Genomic DNA, 2,733 nt, shown 5'->3' on the forward strand with positions numbered 1-2,733 from the left:
TATATCCGTTTGAAGTGAAGCAGGACGGGGAAATTGTAAAGTGCAGCATAACCAACACACCCAAACCAACGTTTCTGTTGCTCAATAAGATTTCCGCATCAACCGGAAAGCCCTTGGAAGGTGCGATATTTGGCCTGTATGATTCCAAGAAAAAATTGATTGAAAAGCAGACTTCGGATGAAAACGGGAAAGTGATTTTTGAAAACTTGAAGCCTGGAACCTATTATTACCGAGAACTGCAAGCGCCGAAAGGGTATCAGAAAGATGGTGACTGGAAAGCGATTACAATTAAGCAATACGGCCAGCATGTGAAGGTGGAGGTTGAGAATCAGAGCATCACGACTGCTGTGCAGACGGGAGATGATTTTCCGATCCTGCTGCTACTTGTTGTGGCGCTGCTGGCAGTAATAATGGCTGTGGTTGTGTTTCGGCACAGTAGGAAAAAGAAAGGGGAGAAAAAATAGGGTTTAGTAATTAGCAAGAAAAGAAAGCATTAAAATGGCTCTCCCTTCCTGGTGGAAGGTAGGGAGAGGCCAAATACATAACGAAGTGAACTGCCAGTTAAACGGTCAATAAAGATATGGAAATAAAGAGACTCTCGTGATAGACTTTAGATGAGTACTTTGGTTGGCAAATTTGAATTTGTAGAGGTGTTATATGAAAGACTATTTTTTGCCACAAAAATTGGGAGGACAGACTGCTTCTTTGATTTCAAATCAAGATTCACTAGCAACTGTTTATATAGTCGAACAGTTAAATAATGCGGATATATTTGATTTTGGTATAAACATTACAGATTTTTCAATGCAATGTGAAACAGACAACGATTTATGTATTGTAAATACTGAATATAAAATCTTTATCCAACTAAAATCCGCTAAAATTGTTGATAGTCAATTTCGTAAGATTTTAGATAATTTTATGGAAAATTTTCAAAATGAGCCTAGAAAATCGTTTTTTGTGGTGGTAACTTTTGAAAGTTTTACAATTAAAGATAAGAAAATAATTGATCGTTTTGATAATTATAGGAATATATTGCGTGACCCAAATGAAACGAAAGAAAAAAAGGAGAGAGTCAAAGAAGAATTGATAGAGGATTTTGAACTGTCGAAGTATGCGGATATTATAGATAGAATCAAAATCGTTAATAGGCCTTTATTTAGAGATGACAAAGATGTACCTGCAATTTTTTCGAGGTATTTGAGATTAGCTTATGGATTAAAGGATCAAAGGGAGTATCTAATTGATAATATATATAACGAATTAATAGCACAAATTGAAAAAACAAGAAGAACAAGAGGCTTTATTAGTAAAGAAAAAATTGAAACTATTATTGGTAAAAATTTAGTTAAAGATACCATTTTCGATAAGTTTGATCTATTAATTGGTTATGAGAAAGTTGAAAATGGATATAAAAAGAAAATATATGACAATGAAGAATTAGTTGATTTAGAGAAAGGTAGTCGAAAAGCAGTTAAAAAGATTTTTAAAAGCTGGAGAAAGGCATATAAAAAAGAGTTCTTTGTAAGTATGCTATGTGGAAATAAAAGATGTCCCGAATGTGGGCATCCTATGATAGCAAATATAAAGGGACTATTCGGAATAGCATGTCCCAATTGTGGATATAGTCCATACGTTACAATGTTTGCTACTTGTAATTGTGGTAATTATGAGGTGATTAAAACCCAGCCAGAATTGAGTGATTCAAAAGTATTTACTTATATGAATGAATTTTATTATAATGATAGAAGATGTTCAAAATGTAATAGGTTATTATCCGATAAATATTTTGAGCTAAGGGTTGTAATGTTACCCGTTCCATATCCGTTTTATAACTATAAAAATATTGATGAAATTTACGAGAATAGTAAATATTAAAAGTGACAAATCCCAGTTTACTTTATTCATAATAAAACAATTCGATAAATATTACTTATACCAGGGACGAGTAATCGTCCCTATTTTCATGCCACAAATAAAAAGAGAGGAAGGGGAAACAAATGGACATCAAACGATTCATAACCATAGCCCTGGTCATATTTATTATAGCCAGCAGCATGTTCCTGCACAGCAGGCGTAAACGGGAAAAGTAATGTTACAGCAGCCGAAAGGGCTGTTTTTTATAATATAGGAAATATCGAATGCGTGGCATTTCCTATATTTCAAAAAAATCTGCAATATGAAAGTGAGCGCCACGCGCGAATAACTCACTGAAGGTGATTTTTTTATTTGTAAAGGGGGATGTTTCATGGAAGAAAAACGTAGCATCGAAGGCTACGAGATTACCCATGCGGTGCATATTGGAAACAGAGAAATCGTATTTGGCGAAAACAGGGACGCTGACGCAGAAAACCAGTTTTTGTGCGCCTACTGTAGTACCAACCAGCTCTTTCGGAGTTACGAAGAGGGATTTACCGGGAGCTACCTGGAAATGATGAAGCTGTTTGGCGAGCGGGTACAAGAACAGGCGGTACAGATGGAGAAAGGAAAGCAGAGGATTACCGTTCCCCTAGAGTCGATTACCGCCGAACAGTGCTACCCCAATGATTTTGCGCAGAGTATCCAGGGGAAAGTGGTTGCAATCAAGGCGGACGCTCTGCGTCCAGAATATCGAACAGCCGATCACCAACTGGAATTCGTCCTTGGGGGCTTTGGCGCGAACGGAAATGCCAGAGGTTCCGCTGTCTTTTGTAAAAATTTATATAGTGGAAAAGAAAGCCGATGGGAACGGTA

Annotated in this window: 3 protein-coding genes; all 3 read left to right on the forward strand. The window is 36.6% G+C overall.

All coding sequences use genetic code 11. The features are described from left to right. Window positions 1–464, forward strand: a 464-nt coding sequence (locus tag NE619_RS17625; protein ID WP_256133802.1) for a prealbumin-like fold domain-containing protein, incomplete at its 5' end; no start/stop codon positions are given. 193 nt (window positions 465–657) lie between these two features. After that, entirely contained in the window at window positions 658–1,878 is a 1,221-nt protein-coding gene (locus NE619_RS17630) for a zinc ribbon domain-containing protein (protein ID WP_256133803.1), read from the forward strand. Window positions 1,879–2,248: 370 nt separating this feature from the next. Then, on the forward strand, window positions 2,249–2,733 hold a 485-nt coding region (locus NE619_RS17635), incomplete at its 3' end, for a hypothetical protein (RefSeq protein WP_256133804.1).

This window comes from Anaerovorax odorimutans, assembly GCF_024459955.1.
In the GTDB taxonomy this organism is placed as follows: Bacteria; Bacillota; Clostridia; order Peptostreptococcales; family Anaerovoracaceae; genus Hominibacterium; species Hominibacterium odorimutans_A.

Bases quoted from the DNA above. Each gene is read 5' to 3' on its own strand.
- NE619_RS17630 (WP_256133803.1), top strand. From the start codon at position 658: ATGAAAGACTATTTTTTGCCACAAAAATTGGGAGGACAGACTGCTTCT.